The sequence below is a fragment of the Erwinia sp. 198 genome, from assembly GCF_003937915.1.
GTDB lineage: Bacteria > Pseudomonadota > Gammaproteobacteria > Enterobacterales > Enterobacteriaceae > Erwinia > Erwinia aeris.
In genome coordinates this window covers 21,361-39,678 of sequence record NZ_RHUM01000018.1, presented here as the reverse complement: position 1 = coordinate 39,678, position 18,318 = coordinate 21,361, and the positions used below count along the sequence as shown (strand labels likewise).

At 49.4% G+C, this 18,318-nt stretch carries 18 protein-coding genes; 11 read left to right on the top strand and 7 right to left on the bottom strand.

What is annotated here, in order from left to right; translation table 11 throughout:
* Positions 1 to 2 precede the first annotated feature (2 nt).
* The gene (locus tag EGK14_RS20020; protein ID WP_125290848.1) at positions 3 to 455 is read left to right on the top strand and encodes a universal stress protein; all 453 of its coding nucleotides are present in this window, start codon (positions 3 to 5) and stop codon (positions 453 to 455) included.
* Positions 456 to 778: 323 nt separating this feature from the next.
* Positions 779 to 1,063, top strand: coding sequence for a hypothetical protein (locus EGK14_RS20015; RefSeq protein WP_125290847.1), 285 nt, complete (start codon positions 779 to 781; stop codon positions 1,061 to 1,063).
* Positions 1,064 to 1,174: 111 nt separating this feature from the next.
* Here the strand turns inward: EGK14_RS20015 and EGK14_RS21350 are convergent, their stop codons facing one another.
* Positions 1,175 to 1,318, bottom strand: coding sequence for a hypothetical protein (locus EGK14_RS21350; RefSeq protein WP_199746503.1), 144 nt, complete (start codon positions 1,316 to 1,318; stop codon positions 1,175 to 1,177).
* 289 nt (positions 1,319 to 1,607) lie between these two features.
* Here EGK14_RS21350 and EGK14_RS20010 point away from each other — a divergent pair, with 289 nt between their 5' ends.
* Positions 1,608 to 2,489, top strand: a complete 882-nt coding sequence (locus EGK14_RS20010; protein WP_125290846.1) for an SMP-30/gluconolactonase/LRE family protein — start codon at positions 1,608 to 1,610, stop codon at positions 2,487 to 2,489.
* Positions 2,490 to 2,508: 19 nt separating this feature from the next.
* Here EGK14_RS20010 and EGK14_RS20005 read toward each other — a convergent pair whose 3' ends face one another.
* Both EGK14_RS20005 and EGK14_RS20000 read right to left on the bottom strand, forming a co-directional pair.
* Positions 2,509 to 3,732 (bottom strand): MFS transporter, encoded by a 1,224-nt coding sequence (locus EGK14_RS20005; RefSeq protein WP_125290845.1) that lies wholly within the window; start codon positions 3,730 to 3,732, stop codon positions 2,509 to 2,511.
* Positions 3,733 to 3,993: 261 nt separating this feature from the next.
* Positions 3,994 to 5,238 carry a mechanosensitive ion channel family protein gene (locus EGK14_RS20000; protein ID WP_125290844.1) on the bottom strand — a complete coding sequence of 415 codons (1,245 nt, stop codon included), beginning with the start codon at positions 5,236 to 5,238 and terminating at the stop codon, positions 3,994 to 3,996.
* Positions 5,239 to 5,521: 283 nt separating this feature from the next.
* On the opposite strand from EGK14_RS20000, the gene EGK14_RS19995 reads away from it, so the two are divergent.
* Positions 5,522 to 7,441, top strand: a complete 1,920-nt coding sequence (locus tag EGK14_RS19995; protein ID WP_125290843.1) for a methyl-accepting chemotaxis protein — start codon at positions 5,522 to 5,524, stop codon at positions 7,439 to 7,441.
* Positions 7,442 to 7,547: 106 nt separating this feature from the next.
* Here EGK14_RS19995 and EGK14_RS19990 read toward each other — a convergent pair whose 3' ends face one another.
* From EGK14_RS19990 to EGK14_RS19980, 3 genes are all read right to left on the bottom strand, one after another.
* The gene (locus EGK14_RS19990) at positions 7,548 to 9,161 is read right to left on the bottom strand and encodes an NAD-dependent malic enzyme (RefSeq protein WP_125290842.1); all 1,614 of its coding nucleotides are present in this window, start codon (positions 9,159 to 9,161) and stop codon (positions 7,548 to 7,550) included.
* A 140-nt stretch (positions 9,162 to 9,301) separates the two neighbouring features.
* On the bottom strand, positions 9,302 to 9,514 hold the full coding sequence (locus EGK14_RS19985) for a hypothetical protein (protein WP_125290841.1): 213 nt from the start codon (positions 9,512 to 9,514) through the stop codon (positions 9,302 to 9,304).
* A gap of 117 nt (positions 9,515 to 9,631) precedes the next feature.
* Positions 9,632 to 9,955 carry a hypothetical protein gene (locus EGK14_RS19980; RefSeq protein WP_125290840.1) on the bottom strand — a complete coding sequence of 108 codons (324 nt, stop codon included), beginning with the start codon at positions 9,953 to 9,955 and terminating at the stop codon, positions 9,632 to 9,634.
* A 183-nt stretch (positions 9,956 to 10,138) separates the two neighbouring features.
* On the opposite strand from EGK14_RS19980, the gene EGK14_RS19975 reads away from it, so the two are divergent.
* The 4 genes from EGK14_RS19975 to EGK14_RS19955 all read left to right on the top strand — a co-directional run bounded on the left by EGK14_RS19975 (position 10,139) and on the right by EGK14_RS19955 (position 12,842).
* On the top strand, positions 10,139 to 10,366 hold the full coding sequence (locus EGK14_RS19975; protein WP_125290839.1) for a DUF333 domain-containing protein: 228 nt from the start codon (positions 10,139 to 10,141) through the stop codon (positions 10,364 to 10,366).
* Between the two features lie 979 nt (positions 10,367 to 11,345).
* Positions 11,346 to 12,200: a DUF6387 family protein gene (locus EGK14_RS19965; RefSeq protein WP_125290838.1), complete on the top strand. Its 855-nt coding sequence runs from the start codon at positions 11,346 to 11,348 to the stop codon at positions 12,198 to 12,200.
* Positions 12,201 to 12,299: 99 nt separating this feature from the next.
* A complete protein-coding gene (locus tag EGK14_RS19960; RefSeq protein ID WP_125290837.1) occupies positions 12,300 to 12,506 on the top strand; it encodes an AlpA family transcriptional regulator in 207 nt (68 codons plus the stop codon).
* A gap of 12 nt (positions 12,507 to 12,518) precedes the next feature.
* The gene (locus tag EGK14_RS19955; protein WP_125290836.1) at positions 12,519 to 12,842 is read left to right on the top strand and encodes a hypothetical protein; all 324 of its coding nucleotides are present in this window, start codon (positions 12,519 to 12,521) and stop codon (positions 12,840 to 12,842) included.
* 96 nt (positions 12,843 to 12,938) lie between these two features.
* On the opposite strand, the gene EGK14_RS19950 is transcribed toward EGK14_RS19955, so the two are convergent.
* Positions 12,939 to 13,346, bottom strand: coding sequence for a hypothetical protein (locus tag EGK14_RS19950; protein WP_125290835.1), 408 nt, complete (start codon positions 13,344 to 13,346; stop codon positions 12,939 to 12,941).
* 407 nt (positions 13,347 to 13,753) lie between these two features.
* Between EGK14_RS19950 and EGK14_RS19945 the strand changes: the two genes are divergently transcribed.
* The 3 genes from EGK14_RS19945 to EGK14_RS19935 are packed head-to-tail and all read left to right on the top strand — an operon-like array spanning position 13,754 to position 18,309.
* Positions 13,754 to 14,971 carry a site-specific integrase gene (locus tag EGK14_RS19945; protein WP_125290834.1) on the top strand — a complete coding sequence of 406 codons (1,218 nt, stop codon included), beginning with the start codon at positions 13,754 to 13,756 and terminating at the stop codon, positions 14,969 to 14,971.
* On the top strand, positions 14,964 to 16,484 hold the full coding sequence (locus EGK14_RS19940; RefSeq protein WP_125290833.1) for a site-specific integrase: 1,521 nt from the start codon (positions 14,964 to 14,966) through the stop codon (positions 16,482 to 16,484). Before EGK14_RS19945 ends, EGK14_RS19940 begins: the two co-directional genes overlap by 8 nt.
* Positions 16,477 to 18,309, top strand: a complete 1,833-nt coding sequence (locus EGK14_RS19935) for an integrase (protein WP_125290832.1) — start codon at positions 16,477 to 16,479, stop codon at positions 18,307 to 18,309. The genes EGK14_RS19940 and EGK14_RS19935 overlap by 8 nt, the downstream gene beginning before the upstream one ends.
* The last annotated feature ends 9 nt before the right edge of the window (positions 18,310 to 18,318 follow it).

Genomic DNA, 18,318 nt, shown 5'->3' with positions numbered 1-18,318 from the left:
AAATGAAAAAGCTTTTAGTGGCGGTGGATAATTCGGCGCTGGCGCGCAAGGTGGTTTCCCTGGCGACCGAGCAGGCGCGCGCGCTGGACGCGGACGTGGTGGTGTTGTGCTGCGTCGACGCCAGCTATGCCAGCACCACGGCGGATTACGTGATTGAGGCGGGGGAAGATCCCGGCGATTTCGGTAGCGCGCTGGACGAGCAGAATACGGCGGAAGCCGCCGTTCGCCAGGCGCTGGCGGAGCTGCAGGGCAGCGGCGTTCGCGCCACGGGGCGGGTGCTGGCGGGCGAATCCGCCGAAACTATCGTGGCCCACGCCAATCAGATTGGCGCCGCGATGATTATTATGGGCCGCCGCCATCTCTCTTCCTTTAATCGCCTGCTGAAAGGGTCGGTTAGCGCTGCCGTTATTGAGCGCGCCAGCTGCCCGGTGCTGGTCGACGTGCGCGCCGACTGAGAGACAACGGCACTTCAGGCCAATTTCTCAGCGAGCGCAGCGAATATACTGGCGTCCGCTTCCCGAATTTAGCGCAAAAAAAAGCCCGCTCGCCGCGGGCATAAATCTTTGTAATTATAAATAAAATTCCTGGTGTTGCGCAGACATGTCGCTGTGTCTGGAAGTATATTGGCATTCATTTTGGCCTGGCGCTACACGGCAGCCTGAATCGATTCAATCGGTAAAAGATTGCAAAGTACGGTTAAAGAAGTGCAAAAGCGGTTTTTTCCGATGGTGTCGCCGTGTCGCTTAAGTAGAATGCGTCGGCAAAGAAAGGAGTTAAGATGAAAAAAATAATTGGCGCGCTGGCGCTCGCTGTTTTGCTGTCCGCTGGCTGTACTTCCCACAAGCCCGGTGCTTTTGAAAAGGTGGCAGAAGATCCTGCGGTAAATAGCGTGCTTTATCGTTTCGATCCCGACACGGTAAACAAAACGGCCATGGAGCAGGACGTTGAGCATTATTGCGCGGAGCGCGGTTTTGATAAAGTCGATCCGATAAAGCCGCAGGAAAGTCGGCTGCCAGGGTTAATGAAAGCCTGGTATCAATGTAATTACAGCATTAAAAGCTAATAAAAGAAGGCGGGTAATTACCCGCCTTGAAGACTGCATTTTATTTTTATATTGCCGTGTGCAGGCTTTGCCCGCTTTCAGGATGAAAGAACTTCACCCATTTATAATTTTCTACCAGCCCCTGTGATGGCCGTGGTGTCCGCCGTGATGGTAGCCCGGCCCGCCATGGTGGTGGCCGCGATAGCCGTCATGAATAATACAGCCGCTCAGCATACTTATTACGCCTAGAAGCGCAATCGATCTAATTAGTTTCATTATTCTTACTCTCTCGCTTTCCAATAGCTAACACTCTACAAAACAAAAGTGGAGGAATAATGCCGCTTTTGTAGAGTTATTAGAGTAAATATTTCCAAATAATTCAGTATGGAAATTTTGCGATTTCTTCCCTCAGAATGAAATAAGAGAAGGCTTAAAAGCGCGACTTTTAACACAGAATGTTCTTAAATCAACTTCTGTTTCCGGTTTTATGAAAATTTGCGTTAATAACGGCAGAAAGAGATTTATACGATAGACTTAAGGCAATTTTTCAAGACAAGGACATGCTATGCGTTATCAGGTTAAAAATGTGCTGGCGGCTCAGGCAGAGCTGGGCGAGTGCCCGGTCTGGTCAGTGCGCGAACAGGCGCTTTACTTTGTCGATATTCTGGCACCCGCGCTGCATCGCTTCGATCCGCAAAGCGGCGAGCATAAAATTATGCCGGTGCCGGAACATATCGGCTGTTTTGGCCTGAACGAGCAGGGCGGCTTCGTGGCGGCGCTGCGCAGCGGCGTTTGCCTGCTGGATGAAGAAGGCATCATTACCCGGCGCGTGGCGCCCAATCCCGGCGAAGCGGCCTTCAGCCGTTTTAACGACGGCCGCGTTGACCGGCACGGCCGCTTCTGGTGCGGCAGCCTTTGGGAGCCGCAGGATCGCAACGGCGGCAAGCTTTGTCGCCTGGACGAGCATCTGCGCCTGACCGTCGAGGCGGAAGATATCAAAATTTCTAACGGGCTGGCCTTTTCGCCTGATGATAAATGGATGTACCACACCGACACGCCCAACGGCGTGCTTTATCGCTATCCGGTCGATGACAGGGGCGATATCGGCCCGCGTGAAGTTATCCGGCATTTTGTGCAGGAACAAGGCGGCCTGCCCGATGGCGCAGCGGTAGACAGTGAAGGGTTCTACTGGTCGGCGATGTTTGACGGTTCGCGGGTTATTCGTCTTAATCCGGCCACCGGCGAAATCGTGGACGAGATCCCGCTGCCGGTACGCTGGCCGACGATGGTCGCTTTTGGCGGACCGGATCTGAAAACGCTTTATATTACGAGTTCACGCGAAGATCGAAGCGCAGAGGAGCTGGCGGCTTATCCGCAGTCTGGCGATGTGTTCGCCGTGGAGGTCGCCGTTGCGGGCCTGCCGGAACCGCTTTTCCGACAGGCGTAAGTCAGGTAAGACGTGTTAACTACAGCGGCTGCGCCTGGCGCAGCCCTTCCGTTGTTTTAACCGGACAGTTCGGCAGACGGATAGTCAGCGACATAATCAGCGACAGCACCAGCAGCGCCATAATCAGGCTAAAGGTCACCATAAAGCCGCCAAACAGCGAAGCAATTAGCGAGCCCAGCACGCTGCCGATGCCGAAGCCCAGATAAATAAGACCGTAATTTTTGGTCAGGTTGTTCAGGCCGAAAAAATCGCTGACCAGCGAAGGATAAACGGTGATGGTGCCGCCGAAGCTGAAGGCCACACAGGCTACGGAAATAAAGAAGGTGCTTTCGGTCATATGAGTAAACAGCAAAATGCCCATGCCCGCCAGCGAAACGATTTGCGCCAGCGTAATCACGCGAATGCGCGCCATCCTGTCGGAAAGCACCCCCAGCACGAGACGACCGCTCAGGTTGGCAATAGCAATAACCGTAACGGCACTGGCTGCGGTTTGCGTGGAAAGATTAACCATGCCTTCGCCAATATCCTTCGCCACGCCAATTACGTACAGCCCGCTCATGCAGGCGGTCAGAAACATTATTGCTAACATCCAGTACTGCGGCAGACGCGCCGCCTGGGTCAGCGAAAAGTCGCGAGTGCTGGCGACATCGCCTGCTACCGCCTGCTGTTTCGGCGCGTCTTTCATCAGCAGCGCGCCGGCAATAATCATCGCCATCGCTATACCTCCCCAGATCAGGAAAGTGTGCTCCAGACTGTTTACGCTCAGCAAATAGCTGCAGATAAATTTAAAGCCCAGGCTGCCCAGCCCATAAGCGCCAATTGCACAGGCCGAGATCACGCCTTTGCGTTCAGGAAACCATTTTACGCAGTTGGAAAGCGTCATCAGGTAGCCCGCGCCGTCGGCCAGACCAACCAGTACGCCCGCGCTCAGATAGAGCATAAACAGGCTGTCGGCCTGCGAGGTCAGCCAGAAGCCGAAAGCCATCAGCACGCCCGCGCCGATCGTCACGTTGCGCACCCCAAAGCGTTCCTGAAGCTTTCCGGCCAGCGAAGAGGAGATGGCCAACCCCAGGCTCAGCAGGCCGAAAGAGAAGGCGACCTGGCTAACCGACGCCTCCAGCTTGTGGGAGAGCTGGCCGTTGAACAGGCTCCAGGTATAAACCGAGCCCAGCGCAAACTGCGTAATAATGGTGCCGGCCAGGGTTAGCCAGCGAACGCGAGAACCGAAGGTTGGTGTGCTCATGGGGATGCTCCCGGAAAGAGTAATAAATTAAGCACAGAATACGGCGGGTTTTAACAACGCGGGGCGAAGAGGGCATGAACTGCCGTCATTCAGGAATGAAATGCCGCAGAGACGGCATGAACGGCGGCGTAAAACGCAGCGAAAGCAGGAAAGCAACGGGTACAGGCAGACAGGAACAGAGGCGAAACGACTGGCGCAGGCGGACAGCAGCGAACAAAAGCAGGCGAAGCGACGGGCGCAAGGCTGCGCCCGCCCGGGGTGCTACTCCGCCGACTGGATGCGCAGGTTACGCAGATCGTTGCCGGTTGGTGTCTGGTGCACGCGCAAACCGAACTCCGGCAGAACGGCAAAAATGTGGTCAAAGATATCGGACTGGATCCTTTCATATTCCAGCCAGACGGTGGTGTTGGTAAAAACGTAGATCTCCAGCGGCAGGCCGTCCGCGCCCGGCGCCAGCTGACGCACCATCAGCGTCATGCCTTTATGCGTGTGCGGATGCGCCCTGAGCCAGGCTTCCAGCCAGGCGCGAAACGTGCCGATATTGGTCATGCGGCGACCGTTCAGCGGCGTGCTGGTATCCAGACCGGCGTTGTAGGCCGAAACCTCCTGCATTTTGCTTTCCAGGTAGGGCGTCAGCAGCTGAGCGCGCTTTAGTCTGACCACCTCATCTTCGTTCAGAAAGTGAATGCTGGTGGTATCGATATTAACGCTGCGTTTGATACGGCGGCCGCCCGACTCCGACATTGCTCGCCAGTTTTTAAACGAGTCGGAAATCAACGCGTAGGTGGGAATAGTGGTAATAGTATTATCCCAGTTGCGCACTTTTACCGTGGTCAGCGCGATATCCACCACCGAGCCGTCCGCGCCATATTTCGGCATATCCAGCCAGTCGCCCAGCTTCAGCATATTGTTGGCTGAGAGCTGGATCCCGGCCACCAGCCCCAGGATGGGATCTTTAAAGACCAGCATCAGCACGGCGGTCATCGCGCCCAAACCCGTCAGCAGCACCAGCGGCGATTTACCGATAAGCACCGAGATAATCATCAGCGCCACCAGCAGCGCGGCAATCAGCTTCAGGCTCTGGAAAATCCCGCGCAGCGGCATCTGGCTGGCCATCGCGCTTTTCTCCGACAGCTCCAGAAAGATATCCAGCAGCGAGAAGAACATCAGCAGGCCGAATATCATGATCCAGACCTCACTAAGGATCATCAGCGCGCTGTAGGCCGGTTCCAGGCCGGAGAGAAACAGCTCCAGCTGGATCTGCAGAAATACGCCCTGCATCAGCAGCGCAAAACGGCTGAAAAGCTTGTTGTCTATCAGCGATTTTGGCCACTGACGGCTCGACTTCTCCGCCATACGCCGCAGCAGAGGCAGCAGCAAGCGGTGTAACAGGCCGTGCGCTATCAGTGAAATCAGCAGGATGACGGCCAGAACGGCCACGAGCGCAATCAGCGGCGCCCAGGGCACTGCGAACGCGTTGAGCTGCGCAAGAATAAAATGGTGCATACGGTTAGTTCCCTCTAATCAGGTAAGCCCAGAACGCGCGAAAACAGCGCGTTATGACACAGAAGCAGACGTTCTGCGCGGCGTCAGGGTAGCCTGGCCGCTGTGGCAAAATCAAATCGGATTTTCCTCAGGGTTTTATGCTGCGCTGCGGGCGTTATCCCCCGGCAGGCGCGTTCAGGTTTTAGCCAGGCTTGCCGATAGTTTGCATAAGCGCTGACGAAATATCGCGCAATTAAACTATTCAGGCACCGTTTTGCCACCGTTCTGTTTTGAGGAGTACATTATGCCGGGGATACCAGTTCGTCTGTCAGGGAAATTGATCTTTGGCGGCATTTTGATGCTGCTGTTAACCATGCTGCTGGTTTGGTTCGCTATCACCCTGCGCGGACAGCCGCGCGTGGTCGAGGCCAGCAACGGCCTGATCCAACAAACCGGTGAAAACATCGTGGGCCAGCTGAATCAGCAGCTGCTGCGCATTGAAGGTGAAGTGGTGAGCATGGCACGCCTGGCGGAAGTGCTGCCGCACCAGGAGACGCTGGTGAAAAGCGTGCTGCCGCAGATTATCGACAGCAAGGGCGATAAAAGTATTGCGGGCGGCGGTATCTGGCCGGAACCCAACGCCTTTACCGAAGGCGTTGCTCGCCGTAGCTTCTTCTGGTCTCGTGACGCAGGCGGCGCGCTGGTCTGGTCAGACGGCTACAACGAGCCGGGCAGCGCGGGCTACCATAACGAGAGCTGGTATACCTCTGCTCGGGAAGCGTCGCGCAGCAAATGCAGCTGGTCGGAAGTTTATCAGGATCCGATTTCCCAGGTGAATATGGTCACCTGTAGCGTGCCTTACGTGCAGGGCGAAAAGTTTGCCGGCGTGGCGACTTTTGACGTGCTGCTGGATAATCTTTCCGGTTTTATGCAGAGACACGGCAATCTGACCGGCGGCTACGCCTTTGCGCTGGATGGCGCGGGCAACGTGCTCTATTTCCCCGGCGGCAAAGATAAGGCGCTGAAGAAGTTCAGCGCGCTGGCGGCAGAAAAACCCTGGCTGGCGCCGGTGCTGAAGGGCATCGCGGAAAATAAAACTATGACCACCCTGAATCATATTCAGGATGGCGTACTGAATAAGGAGGCGCAGATCACGCTGTTCAGGATGCCCGATACCGGCTGGATTATTGGTCTGGTAACGCCGCAGGCGAAAGTCACCGCGCTGGCGGATAATATCCTGCAGGATATCTTTATCGTGCTGATCCCCGCGCTGGTGGTTTTGCTGGTGCTGGTCTGGCTGTTTGCCCGTCGTCTGGCGGCAAGGCTGGAATCAACCCGTGCGGCGCTGGATGAAATCGCTAACGGCGACGGCGACCTGACCCGTCGTCTGGCCACGGTCGGTAAAGATGAAATCGCCGAAATCGCGGTGTCGTTTAACCAGTTCGTCGATAAAATCGCAGGCGTGATCACCAGCGTACAGGCCAGCGGCGTCAACGTGGCCGCCAGCGCCAGTTCGCTGGCGGAAGGCAACCAGGCGTTCTCGGCGAAAATCAGCGATCAGGCGGCGGCGCTGGAGCAGAGCGCGGCGGCAATGGAGCAGCTCAACGCCACGGTTCAGCTGAATGCGGAAAATACCCGTCTGGCGGACTCTTTTACGGAGCAGACGGCGCAGATCGCCCGTAGCAGCAGCGAGGTAATGAATCAGGTAATTGCTACTATGGCTTCGATCAAAACGTCCTCCAGCCGCGTGGGCGAAATCCTCAGCGTGATTGACGGTATCGCCTTCCAGACCAATATTCTGGCGCTGAACGCGGCGGTGGAAGCGGCCAGGGCGGGCGAACAGGGGCGTGGCTTCGCCGTGGTCGCGGCGGAAGTGCGTGCTCTGGCGCAGCGCAGCGCCGCTGCGGCGCAGGAGATCAAAGCATTGATTAGCGAGTCCGACACCACGGTGCTGGCCGGCAGTCGGTTGGTGGAAGGCGCGGGCGAGAAGCTGGCGGACCTGGTGAACGACGTGCTGAAAGTGAAAGAGGTGGTGGGTGAAATCCGCGTAGCGGGCGACGAACAGAGTAAAGGCATCAGTGAGGTCACCCTGGCGGTGTCGCAGATGGAGCGCGGCATTCAGCAAAACCTGCTGCTGGTGACGCAGACGGCGGAAAACACCGAAGCGCTGCGCACGGAAGCCGCCCAGCTGGCGCAGGATATCTCCGCGTTCAAAGTGGCCTGACGCTAACTGATAAAAACCCGGCATCGTGCCGGGTTATTTGTTTTGGTGCCTGCATCGCTTTATGGAGAAGAACGATGCCTTGAGAATAAAGGATTGCCGATCTTTATCAGGCGTAATCGGGCCTGTAGATCAGCGTTTGCAGCCAGCTGTCAATCTCCTGCGGCTCTTCCACACCGGCCAAATCGTGCTTAAACAGGTAGCGTACCAGGCCGCTGGCTATGGCGATTTCCGTTTTAACGATATCCGCCTGGGAAGGATAGAGCTTACCCTTTTCCCGCTCCGCCTGGCTGACCTGCCGTGCGCACAGGCGGGCCGCTTCGATAAACAGCTTGTCGTTCACGCGTGCCGGTCTGGCGGCGTAAATCGCCAGGCTGACCGCCGGGAAAATATAAAAATTATTCGCCTGGCCTGGGTAGCGCGTCTCACCGTTAATTTTCTCTTCGTCGAACTGTACGCCTGCGGCAAACAGCGCCTTGCCGTTGCTCCATTCATAGGCCTGTTTGGCAGTGCATTCCGCATTGTCACCAGGATTGGACAGCGCAAAAATAATCGGGCGGTCGTTCAGCTTACTCATCGCTTTTACCACGCCTTCGCTGAACAGTCCGCCCTGAGTACTGACGCCAATCAGCATGGTGGGCTTAACGCGCTCAACCACTTTTTGCAGATCGGTTTCTGCGGGTATATCGTGCGCATAGGCTTTTTGCGACGCATTCAGGTCGTCGCGCCCGGAGATAATCAGTCCTTGTTTATCAAACAGCGTAATCGCCTGTTGCGCTTGTTCCCGATCGGCGCCTTCCTGCACCATTGCATCAACCAGCATATTGGCAATGCCGGTGCCTGCCGAACCTGCCCCGGCAAACAGCACGCGCTGTTCCGCCAGCCTGCCGCCGGTTGTCTCCAGCGCGGTCAGCAGGCCGGCGAGCACCACGCTGGCGGTGCCCTGGATATCATCGTTATACACCAGCGCCTGCTGCTGGTAGCGCTGTAGATAACGGATGGCGTCGTCGCCCTGCCAGTCCTCAAAATGAATGCAGCAGCCGGGAAACACCTCGTTGGCGGCGGCGACAAACTCATCCAGCAGTTCGTCCAGCGTCGACTGGTCAAGCTTGGCTTCCCGCAGGCCGGTATAAAGCGGATCGTCCCGAAGCTGTTCATTGCCGGTGCCGATATCCAGATGCACCGGCAGCAGTCCCTGAGGCGGCACGGCGGCGCAGGCGGTATAAAGCTGCAGCTTGCCTACGGGAATGGGTGCGCCGTTGGCACCGATGTCACCCAGCCCTAAGATGCGGCCGCCAGAGGTAACGCAGATAAAGCGCACCTCTTTTTGCGGCCAGTTACGCAAAACGTCTTTCAGTCGGCCTTTCATTTGCCGGGTCAGGTACATACCTTTGGGGCGACGATAGATATGACCATATTTTCGGCAGGCATCGGCGATAGTCGGATCGTAAACCAGCGGGATAAAAGTAACCGGGTCGGACATCAGCGTGGCGTAAAACAGCGTTTCGTTGCGGTCAGCCAACTCCTGCAAATAGATATACTTCTCAATATCGTCGGGTTTGTTGTCCAGATGTTCCAGCACACGCTGCATTTGCGTTTCCAGCGAATCCACCGCAGACGGCAGCAGCCCTTCGAGATGCGCGTCCGCTCTTTCCTGCTGGCTGAAAGCGGTATCTTTATTCTGCGTGGCGGAAGTTAACAGGCGGTAGTCTGGTCTGGTCATCACATTCCCTTACTGGTCGCATTACATCAATGCGATAAGCCTGGCTGAAAGCGCTCAACGTTGCTGGAGGGAAAATGTAACAAAATCAAAGAGGATAAGCGGGAAGGGCAAAAAAACCTCGCCTTGGCGAGGTCAGGAACCTACTTAATATAGCTGCGGATAGCCTCAGCAATGGCTTTGTTCGGCCCGCGATGATCCTCGCGCTGTTCCGTATCATCGGCCACTTTTTGCAGGTATTTATTCAGCTTGCCGCCGGTCGGCACGTTGCCATAGGCAATCAGCATCTGCACGATCTGCCTGAGCGCAAGCAGCTCGACGGTAAGACGTTCAACAACAGGATCTTTATCTGGCATCAGGGAGGACTCCGGTACGGTTTTCCAGTTACTTTATGGTGAGTTTACGGCGGGCGCGTAAAAACCAATCAGTGGAATACCGCAGGATAACGGCGTCAAATCCTGGCCGTGCGGGCGTCAGGAAAGATAAAGCACCGCGCCCGGCACCTGTAGCAGGGCGTAAAGCTCCGCAGAGGAAGGGTCAGCAAGCGCCTGCTGTAGCTGCGGTGATCGGTAGCGCATCACATGGATTTTCTTCAGCTGATGCCAGACCAGGATAGCGGAAACCGTCAGCGAGCAGGTATGGTCGCTTTGCAGACAAAGCAGCGTGTAATGCCACTCCTCATCCAGCTCGTTGAAAAAAAACTGTACGCTTTCCGGCGGCAGCAGCGCGCGCAGATCCGGCAGCAGAAACTGGCTGACGTCCCGGGTAAGACGTAGGGTAAAAGTGGCGGTTCGCATAGAGCATTCCTTGTCGTTAGTCGGCCGTTTCGGGCGCTGAAGCGAGTATAAAACCCAATCCTTTGGCGTTAATCGTTAATTCAGTGAGCGGTAATTGACGTACCACACTTTAAACTGGTGCGCTTAGCATTGTTATCTGACTGATAATGAGACGCAATGGGATCCATCTTAACAGAGGTGATAATGAGAAAAAATTTATTGTTTATCTGTGCCTTATTGGCAGCCAGCTGTGCGCATAATGTCAGTAAACCGACCTCGCTGAACATGAAAAACCCTGCGGCGGCCTGGTGTGTTGAGCAGGGCGGTACATCGGAAATTGTGAAAACCGAGCAGGGACAGAGGGGCTACTGCACGCTGCCTTCCGGCGAGCACATCGACGAGTGGCAGCTTTATCGACGGGATCATAAATAAACGCGTGCCCGGCAAGGAAACGCCGGTAGTAAAAGGAATATATTTTATGTCCCGGTATTGCTGTACAACGTGGTTTATCTGTCTTGTAAAGGCGCCTTTTCCGCTATGCCATAGTGGATTGAGTATTTTCAGACAAGGCTGAACGAAGCACGTAGCCTGTGCGCTAAAGTAGCTAAATTTGTATCGGGAGCACCGTTGTGGACGAGGCTGGACAAGAAAACCAGAGACGTTATCGTTGATATGTTTTATTAAGGGGGACATAACGCCCTGGCCCTGATGCGGGCTGCTATTCCAAAAAAGCCTAACGGCAACAGACAGCTCGACGTTTTAATTTCAGAAACCGTCAAAAGGATGAAAGCCAATAACATTGGTGCATTTAACGGCAAAGAAAATACCGGTGAAACCTACGGTGATGTGTATGGACAAAGGTTTTAGAAGCACAAGATAAATGGAAAGAGTACCGGCGCAAAATGTGTCTTGCTGTTGCTACGGAAATCAACGAGGACACTTAGGCTCGCCAGTCCTGCATCGGGCAGTGGGAAATAAATCTTAATAAGCGCCATGCTGAAGAAATCAGCCTTATCGGGCTTGCGCCTGCCGGTTAAGCCGCTGGATTAGGGCATTTCCACCAGTTTTTATGGGCCTTACTCTTGTGCACGCTGGCTGGCTATGGCTGCTGCCAGGCGAATAAAAATTAATACAATGTCTGTACGCGGCGCGGCCAGCCGTTCAGGTGGGTTTCAGCAGATTAAGCGGACGTCAGGAGAAGAAAGAAAACACAGGATGGTGCATGAATGGTGTCCCCTGCAGGAATCGAACTGTAGTTTAAGTGTTTTATTTTGAAGGAATAATTTTATCTGCAATCATTTATACCAACAATGATACCAACAAAAGTTTTTCTCTTCAAAACAGCCATATAGCGTTGATTAAACAGTGTTGATTATACTCTTTTCATAGAGAGATCGTGAAGGAGTTAGCTTTGAAAAATTGGTCAACAGAAGACACCAAAGCAGTCAAATCCTGGCTGAACATTTCAAACTATAGAAAGTTCGAAGAAACCACGCTTAACTGCCTCTACCATGAGTTGTGGGCAAGGGCCTTGCTCTTTAAACCCTGGCCCACAGACGAGGAAAAGATTGGCCTCGGTGGATACATGAGACAGATCTTCAACGGCAAGCCTTTTCTCTTTGAGCCCGAACAGCTTAACTACATGCAAGATGATCAAACTCTTCAAAGCCCACCGCATATCTTTATTACAGACATAAGCCGCCTTGCTCAACTTAGCGTAACGGGTCTCCGGGTCAATCTGTTCTCATGGGAACAAGATAGTGACGAGTACTGCGTAAATCTTCCCCACCATGAAGCCTATGTATCAACGGTTATGTCAGAGATATGTGAGAACACGGTTCTTTTAGAAATCGATCTTGCGAGTGGTACAGACGATGAAATTGCAGAGTCTATCAAATCAGCTCTTCCACAATGGAGACGCGTTAAGGGGATTGAAGCTGACGAATCAGGGGCTGTGCGCTTCGGCTACGGCACAATCAAGAAGGTTATCTCTTATCGTCTCATAGCAATGCTCGATGTTCTTTTATGGGCAAAGATGTATGACCTGCGCGTTTCAGACGACCGGCTCTCCAGACTGCTGTACACAGACGAAGACGATGAGACAGCTATCCGTCTTAACTACCATATCAAAGACGCTGATAGACCACTGGCTATGAAAGCAGCAACCATCGATTTCATTCGCCAATTCAACTTCTTCATAAATCGAAACCCCCACCTTAAAAATATGAGAGTTTCAGACGTCATGAAACTCTCTGATTCCAACTGACCCAGCCTCCAGTGGCTCCGCTGTCACGAGCCACACTCACCCCGCCAACCTTCTTCCTGGTAATGTAGCTCTCATCGAAACAGAAGAGAGAGCGTCAGCATGAACATTTCAAATAAAAAGCTCATTCGTTTAAGTGCGGTAATAAATAAAACAGGTTATAGCAAGTCATGGATTTATAAGCTTATTAGGAACAAGCAGTTTCCTCAACCTATCAAGATTGGCTCTCGTGCGGTGGCATTTATTGAGGGTGAGATTGATGAATGGATTGAGGTGTTAATTTCTAAATCACGAAACGAAACCATTTAAGAGGGCTTTAATATGAAACTGAAAGATTTTATCAGTACTAATAAATATTTCTCGGCCATGAGTAAACAAGCATTTGATGAAAGATTCGATCATGATGCAGTTGCAGCCATGTGTAATGATGGGTTTTCTGAAAGTATTACTTACTGGTTAGGGGAATATCTTTCAGGAAACATAAAGGGGGCACTATCTGCTATTTTCGAACTTGAATTTAAAATACAGTACGCAGTCTTTTCAATATGGATGACTTTATTTAAGCAGAAAGCAGATGTTGAGAAATTGGCCAAAATGATCCTTTTGTTTAAATCTGAACATGAATTCAAGGATTTTAAGTTGTAAGGTTATTTTAAATAAATTGTATTTTTATAGGGTTAATATAGCATTGATAAGAATGGGGCCGTGTACCATATGCATGGTCCCATGCACATATATGAATTACAACCTATCTTGCTTTTTTATGGTTTCTTCTTGTAGTTCAATCTTCGAACCCAGCACTTCCTGTTCATTTTTAATCCGTTGAGTTAAATGTTCGCTTCTAAGATCGGCAACACGTGATTGAATAGAATGAAAGTTTTCGAATTGTGGTTCTCCGTCGAGAGTGGGTTTCTGACCAAAGCCATAGCTAATTAGTTGAGATATTGAATGTTTATCATCAAAATTATTGTCGATTTTGTAGTCCAATAAATATTGGAAGAAATCAAGGAACTCACTTGCTGATAACTCTAATAGGTAGCGTTCGTAAAAATCGAAGGCGGATGATTCATTTAATTCTTGCAAGATTTCATTTTCATTTTCAGGGAAGTATATCCACATAATTTCCATGTTGTTTTTAATGTCAATCATAGGTTCCCCCTAACTTTTTATTTATATATAACCAATTATAAAATAAAAGCAACTATTGACTAGTTAAATAGTTGTGTTATTTAAAATTAATGTCGTGGAAGTTGTCGATAAAAATGGAAAGGATTGCAAGCCAAAGCAGCTTAAATTTTGCAAAATTCTTTGCGGAGATAATGCAAAGTCAGTTATATCAAGCTGCATGGAGTGTTTTTAAGGTATCAGGTAAATAGAACATGCCTAATATATACCTGATTAACATTTGGAAAGAATATTTAGCCTCCTCCTTTATTGACAGTTGTTAAACGGCATATTAATAAAATATTTTTGTAAAATTTGAATAGGTCATTGTTTTTGAATATTTAACCTATACCTGTTTTGCAAAAAATTTAACTGAAAAAAAAGGAGAGTTTATGGAAAGATTTGGTATTAAAACGTTTAAAATGAAAAATGGTGAGCGCTATTGCATTATAAAAAACAAGAAAACAGGTATTCCGGTGTTTTATCCATGTTTATTTATTACAACACAATTGAGAAACAGTAATGAATCGATAAAAACAATTGAGACTCAGGCGGGGTGTATCGCAATTTTTTATCGGTTTCTTTTTATACGCAACATAGACATTGAAGAGCGAATTCAAACAGCCAGATTCCTGGATAACAACGAAATTGATCTTCTGCGGGATTTTGTCGGGAAGAGGATGAGATCTGCGAAAGTGATTAGTATCAAAGATCATCATTCTGGAGTATGCAGTGCGACAAAGTACATACGGCTTACGACAATAGCAAAGTATCTCGAATGGTTGTGTCAGCTAACTATAAAAAATATAGACGATGGTTACAGGAAAACTTACTACTTTGTGAAAAAAATAAAAGCCAGAAGGCCGAAAATAAAATACAGGAATTCAGAAGCAAACGTCTATAAAACAATTCAAGAAGAAGATCTGAAAATCCTTCTTTCTGTTATTGAACCGCAATGTGAATTTAATCCATTCGACAAAAAAGTTCGGCAGAGAAATCAGCTTATAATCACGGTATTACATTCATTAGGGATAAGGTGTGGAGAGTTATTGAATCTGAGAGTAGAAGATATTGATTTTGCATCGCAAATGCTTTTCATAAGACGAAGGGCTGACAGTATTGAGGATACAAGAGTCAATCAGCCCCTTGTAAAAACGCTTGAAAGAAATTTACCCATGTCTGACGAACTGACCAGACTTCTCCATTCATATATTACAGGCGAAAGAAAAGCCAATATCAGAAAGAAAAAGCACGGGTACCTTTTTATTACTCACAAAGAAGGAGAGACACGTGGCGATCCTCTGTCCGTTCCTTCTTACCATAAGATCATTTACAGACTGAGAAGCATTGACTCAGGTTTAAGCCAGTTGACTGGACATAAGTTCAGACACACCTGGAACTTTTTATTTTCAAAGCAGATGGATGAAAGTACTGAACATGTAAGTGAAGAAATGCAAGAGCAAATGCGCTCCAGACATATGGGCTGGGAGCCTGGTTCTGGAACAGCACGAATTTACAACAGAAGATTTATCGTTTCAAAATCAGAGCAGGCAGCCCTAGGGATTCAGAATACTATTTTCCAAAAACGCAGCGGGGTGTCTTATGAATAAAATAAAAATACTAAATGCCCACGCAGAGATCTGTAATGCAAAAAATGAAGGTTACACATTCAGGATGGATGATAAATTCTGGGTATTAAGTCGGAATGTAAAATTAAATATTGGTGAAGTCAATGAAAAACTATCAGAAAACCTCAAATACAGCTATGTGAATACAATGAGATATTTTGCAGAAGAAATAAGCCCAGTATCTGTAAAGCAAATTAACATGGCTTTTATGAAATTGATTTCATTGATGAGCTTTGAATTAATTGACGAAGCTATTATGGTGATAATAAAGTCAAATGAAAAATTCTCTAATCACGATCTCGTTTGTCTCAGGATCCTAATCAAGAAGTGGCATGAATTAGGCTTTAAGGGGGTTACTGAAAAATGTATAGAACTTATTAATAACTGGACGATTAAAGATAATAAAAAGGGTGAGGTCGTCAAAAGACGAGACCCTTATCAGGGGCCTCTTACAGACATGGAGTTTGATAACTTCTATGATGCAGTTTCACGTGCTTACCAAAAGGGCACGATATCTTATTCTGATTTGGCAATGGCCTTAATCACGATTCACACAGGGAGAAGAAGTTTACAAATCACACAGATAAAAATGAAAGATATCATAAAAGAAAGAGCCATAAACGAATGCTATATAAATATCCCCAGAATAAAGCAAGGTGAGAAGTATAGAGCCTCATTCAGGCGATTCAGAATTACAGATGAATTATTCAACATATTTAAAGAGCAGGCACGTATTGTTTCTGAGAGTTTTAGCAAGCAGCTCGGTAGAAAACTCTCGGAGAAGGAGATATTAGAATTACCATTTTTTGTCTGTCAGGAAAGGCTTGAGAGGGTTGTCGAGTGTGAGAATTTACATGAGATTCTTGCTTCAGACAGACTTCATGCCTATGCGATAAAGTGTACCCAAACGCTCAAAAGAATAGCTACAACAGAGGACGTGATCTCGGAAAGGACGGGTAAAGTAATAAATATGAATGCCAGGCGGTTTCGCTATACGTTAGGTACCCGGCTTGCCAGAGAGGGTTATGGAGAAGTCGTCATAGGAGAATTACTGGATCATTCCACTTTAATGTATACAGGCGTTTATGTTCAGTCAGGTCCAGATAGTTTAAATAAAATCGAAGATGCCGTTTCCACTGAGCTTGGCTACTACGCAAAGATGTTTCAGGGAGTGCTGATTAACAAAAGTGAGGATAAATATCCCGGCGGCAACATCAGAATAAATACTGGTGAAAAGTCAGGGCAATGCGCCAGTTGCAAATCCTGCACAGCATGTGTGCCCATCCCCTGTTACACCTGCATGCATTTCAGACCTTTTGTTGAAGGGCCGCATGAAAAATTACTTGTATATTTACTCGATGAGCGTAGCAGGATTCAGTGCATAGTGTCTGATCCTGTGACTACACAGATACTGGACAGAACAATTATTGCAGTATCAGAGGTGATAAATAAGTGCAAAGAAATCAAATCAAACCCGGAGGTGTTAAATGGATGATATTAAAAATGATAAGTTAAGAGTGCTCGAAACGCGCAGGGAAAAATATTGCGCGCAGAAAATAGATGATTTTGTGAGCTACTGTCGGTTCACTCTCAATAAAAACGACCTTGTGAGCTGGGAGGAGGTTAACTGGTCAAAAGTTTTCCTTTTTACTAAAACCCCTGTCAAAGGCGTCAAAAAAAGCTCTGTTATTGTAAATGAGCCATTAGACAAGAATTTTATTGAGTTCGCTAAAAGCTATGTCCTTTACCAATACATGAATGGAGGCAAGAAAATCAATCAGCGTCTTAATATCGTTTTCAGGACACTTGAGGCAGCCCTCTTGCAGGTCAATGGGCGGAGTCATATTCAGTACGTTAACCTCACTGTTCTGGACCAGTGCGTTGTTACCTTAAAAAGCGCATACAACAAAGCAGTAGCGCACGCCTGCGGAAAAGTACTGGAAGGACTGGTTTCATTTCTCAGAGAAAAAGAATTCCTGATCATGCAGTCACTGCTCTGGAAGAGTCCACTCAGAGCGCAGGAAGCAAGCAACAGGCTCACTAAAACTGCACAAGAGGCCCGTGAGGGAAAGTTGCCTGACGAAGAGTCGTTGAATGCTATCGCTGAAATCTTCGCACTCCCAGATGATCAGCTTTCAGAAATGGACGTGTTCATAAGCTCTGTCTTTGCATTGCTCATGTGCGCACCTTCCAGAGTAACCGAAATCCTGACGCTCCCGGCGGATTGTGAAATCCGTGAGGCGGACAGGGAAGGAAAGCTGAGGTACGGGCTGAGATTCTATTCCGTGAAGGGGTTTGGTGGAAATGTGAAATGGATACCTGAAGTCATGGTCCCGGTTGCTGAGATAGCTATCAGGAGGCTGAGGACTCTTTCAGAAAACGCCCGCACATATGCAAGAGAGATTGAGATTTCCGGTAAGGGCCGTGAGCTTTACCCAGATTTTCCCTGGTACGATAAAGAAAAGAACATTCGATACAGCAACGCACTATGTCTTCTGTTCCGGTATCAGCTCAGTGCAAGTTTAACAACGCAAAGATCTCTTTTCAGACCAACTGCCACTCTGGTTAGCGCCAACCTGGGAAGCACTGAGTATCGCCGGACTCACTCTATTACAACAATTTTTGACAGGCACGGATATAGATGGGCAAATGGGAACAGCCTTTCACTCAGAAGTCATCAGGCAAGACACTTACTCAATACAATTGCACAACGTGGTGGCCTTGGCGATTTTGAACTGGCCAAGTGGTCAGGAAGAGTGAGGGAAACACAAAACAGAACCTATAATCACGTCAGCCAGGAAGAGAAGGTTCGGGAGTCAGTTAAGCATAATGTGCAGAATATTGGCATTAAACCAGAAAACAACACCCCACGAGCTATAGCAAACCCTTCATGGCGTATTGATGTCAAAGATACAGGCCATGCAGCCATTCACGTGACAGAGTTCGGCTACTGCACTCATGACTACGTAATCTCTCCGTGTACGAAGTTCAGGGACTGTATCAATTGCAGCGATCATACGTGCGTGAAAGGGGACAAAGACTTGCTAGGCAGGCTGGAAGCTACTGCGGCATACACAGAGCAGCTTCTTAAAAAGGCAAAGGTTGACATGGAAGAGGAGGAGTACGGGGCTGACAAGTGGGTGGCCTATCACGAAAAAACGCAAGCAAGACTTCTGGATTTGGTAGCGCTACTCAAAAGCAGAAATCTTGAGGATGGAGCGCTGGTAAGACTGGAGGGTGATGATTTTACACATATGAAAAATCTCACAGGCGGGAGCAGGAATGAACTGATTGGAAATGAAAGGATAAATGATAATTAAAAGGAGAGC

Bases quoted from the DNA above. Each gene is read 5' to 3' on its own strand.
- EGK14_RS20010 (WP_125290846.1), top strand. From the start codon at position 1,608: ATGCGTTATCAGGTTAAAAATGTGCTGGCGGCTCAGGCAGAGCTGGGC.
- EGK14_RS19995 (WP_125290843.1), top strand. From the start codon at position 5,522: ATGCCGGGGATACCAGTTCGTCTGTCAGGGAAATTGATCTTTGGCGGC.
- EGK14_RS21350 (WP_199746503.1), bottom strand. From the start codon at position 1,318: ATGAAACTAATTAGATCGATTGCGCTTCTAGGCGTAATAAGTATGCTG.
- EGK14_RS19980 (WP_125290840.1), bottom strand. From the start codon at position 9,955: ATGCGAACCGCCACTTTTACCCTACGTCTTACCCGGGACGTCAGCCAG.
- EGK14_RS20005 (WP_125290845.1), bottom strand. From the start codon at position 3,732: ATGAGCACACCAACCTTCGGTTCTCGCGTTCGCTGGCTAACCCTGGCC.
- EGK14_RS19985 (WP_125290841.1), bottom strand. From the start codon at position 9,514: ATGCCAGATAAAGATCCTGTTGTTGAACGTCTTACCGTCGAGCTGCTT.
- EGK14_RS19955 (WP_125290836.1), top strand. From the start codon at position 12,519: ATGAAACTGAAAGATTTTATCAGTACTAATAAATATTTCTCGGCCATG.
- EGK14_RS19990 (WP_125290842.1), bottom strand. From the start codon at position 9,161: ATGACCAGACCAGACTACCGCCTGTTAACTTCCGCCACGCAGAATAAA.
- EGK14_RS20015 (WP_125290847.1), top strand. From the start codon at position 779: ATGAAAAAAATAATTGGCGCGCTGGCGCTCGCTGTTTTGCTGTCCGCT.
- EGK14_RS20000 (WP_125290844.1), bottom strand. From the start codon at position 5,238: ATGCACCATTTTATTCTTGCGCAGCTCAACGCGTTCGCAGTGCCCTGG.
- EGK14_RS20020 (WP_125290848.1), top strand. From the start codon at position 3: ATGAAAAAGCTTTTAGTGGCGGTGGATAATTCGGCGCTGGCGCGCAAG.
- EGK14_RS19940 (WP_125290833.1), top strand. From the start codon at position 14,964: ATGAATAAAATAAAAATACTAAATGCCCACGCAGAGATCTGTAATGCA.
- EGK14_RS19975 (WP_125290839.1), top strand. From the start codon at position 10,139: ATGAGAAAAAATTTATTGTTTATCTGTGCCTTATTGGCAGCCAGCTGT.
- EGK14_RS19950 (WP_125290835.1), bottom strand. From the start codon at position 13,346: ATGATTGACATTAAAAACAACATGGAAATTATGTGGATATACTTCCCT.
- EGK14_RS19945 (WP_125290834.1), top strand. From the start codon at position 13,754: ATGGAAAGATTTGGTATTAAAACGTTTAAAATGAAAAATGGTGAGCGC.
- EGK14_RS19935 (WP_125290832.1), top strand. From the start codon at position 16,477: ATGGATGATATTAAAAATGATAAGTTAAGAGTGCTCGAAACGCGCAGG.
- EGK14_RS19960 (WP_125290837.1), top strand. From the start codon at position 12,300: ATGAACATTTCAAATAAAAAGCTCATTCGTTTAAGTGCGGTAATAAAT.